General features: G+C 74.3%; 2 protein-coding genes. Both read left to right on the top strand.

The window, feature by feature from the left end; translation table 11 throughout:
- A partial coding sequence (locus IE249_RS35285; protein WP_189711571.1) for a methionine adenosyltransferase domain-containing protein occupies positions 1–357 on the top strand: 357 nt, incomplete at its 5' end.
- A 1-nt stretch (position 358) separates the two neighbouring features.
- A complete protein-coding gene (locus tag IE249_RS35280) occupies positions 359–1,345 on the top strand; it encodes a carbohydrate kinase family protein (RefSeq protein ID WP_189711569.1) in 987 nt (328 codons plus the stop codon).
- The last annotated feature ends 109 nt before the right edge of the window (positions 1,346–1,454 follow it).

Below are 1,454 nucleotides of genomic sequence, written 5' to 3'. Positions count from 1 at the left end.
GACCCCTCCAAGGTGGACCGCTCCGCCGCGTACGCGATGCGCTGGGTCGCCAAGAACGTCGTCGCGGCGGGCCTCGCCTCCCGCTGCGAGGTGCAGGTCGCGTACGCGATCGGCAAGGCCGAGCCGGTGGGCCTGTTCGTGGAGACCTTCGGCACCGAGACGGTCCCGGTCGCACGGATCGAGCGGGCCGTCGCCCAGGTCTTCGACCTGCGCCCGGCCGCGATCGTCCGCGACCTGGACCTGCTGCGCCCCATCTACGCCCGGACCTCGGCCTACGGCCACTTCGGCCGCGAGCTGCCCGAGTTCACCTGGGAGCGCACCGACCGCGCGGAAGCCCTGCGTGAGGCGGTGCGTTGAGATGCGTATCGCCGTGACGGGGTCCATCGCCAAGGACCACCTGATGTCCTTCCCGCACCGGTTCGCCGACCGCCTCATCGCCGAGCGGCTGGACCGGATCTCGCTGTCCCTGCTGACCGACGACCTGGAGATACGCTACGGCGGCGTCGCGGCCAACATCGCCTTCGGGCTCGGCTCGCTGGGCCTCGCGCCCCTGCTGGTCGGGGCCGCGGGCGCGGACTTCGCCGACCAGGAGATCTGGCTGAAGGAGCACGGCGTCGACACCGCCGGGGTGCGCATCAGCGACACCCTGCACACCGCGCGCTTCGTGTGCGCGACCGACACCGAGCAGAACCAGATCGGCTTCTTCTACGCCGGCGCCATGGCGGAGGCCCGGGACATCGACCTGCCCGGGCTGCTGGACCGCACGGGCGGCGCCGACCTCGTGGTCGTCTCCCCCGACGACCCCGACGCCATGGTCCGGCACGCCCGCGAGTGCGCCCGCCTCGGCGTGCCGTTCGTCGCCGACCCCTCACAGCAACTGGCCCGGCTGGAGCGGGACCAGGCACGGGCGCTGCTGGACAGCCCCTGCCACCTGTTCACCAACGAGTACGAGGCGCTGCTGATCCAGGAGCGCACCGGCTGGACCGAACAGCAGGTACTCGGCCGGGTCGGCTCCTGGATCACCACCCAGGGCGCGGGCGGCTCCCGGATCGCCCGCGTGGGCCGCACCACCACGCACGTCCCGGCGGTCCCGGCACGCGCCGAGGTCGTCGATCCCACGGGCGCCGGGGACGCCTACCGGGCGGGCTTCCTGGCCGCGCTGGCCTGGGACCTGGACCTCGCGGAAGGGGCCCGGCTGGGCAGCGCGGTGGCGTCGGTGGTCCTGGAGACCCGGGGCACGCAGACGTACGCCCTGCGCGCCGACGACCTCCTCGACCGGCTCGGCACCGCCTACGGCGCCGGCGCGGTCCGCCGGATCATCCCCCGGCTGGGAGCGCTGTCATGACGCCGGCGGCGCCCGGACCCGCCGGGCTGCGCGCCGCCCTCGCGGCCCGCGTGGTGGTCGCGGACGGGGCGATGGGCACGATGCTCCAGGCGCAGGACCCGAGCCTGGA

Source organism: Streptomyces anandii JCM 4720, assembly GCF_014650655.1.
Taxonomy (GTDB): Bacteria; Actinomycetota; Actinomycetes; order Streptomycetales; family Streptomycetaceae; genus Streptomyces; species Streptomyces anandii.
This window is presented reverse-complemented; position numbering and strand designations above follow the sequence as displayed.

What these genes read in the sequence shown, in the direction of transcription:
- IE249_RS35280 (WP_189711569.1), top strand. Translation starts at nt 359, where the DNA reads ATGCGTATCGCCGTGACGGGGTCCATCGCCAAGGACCACCTGATGTCC.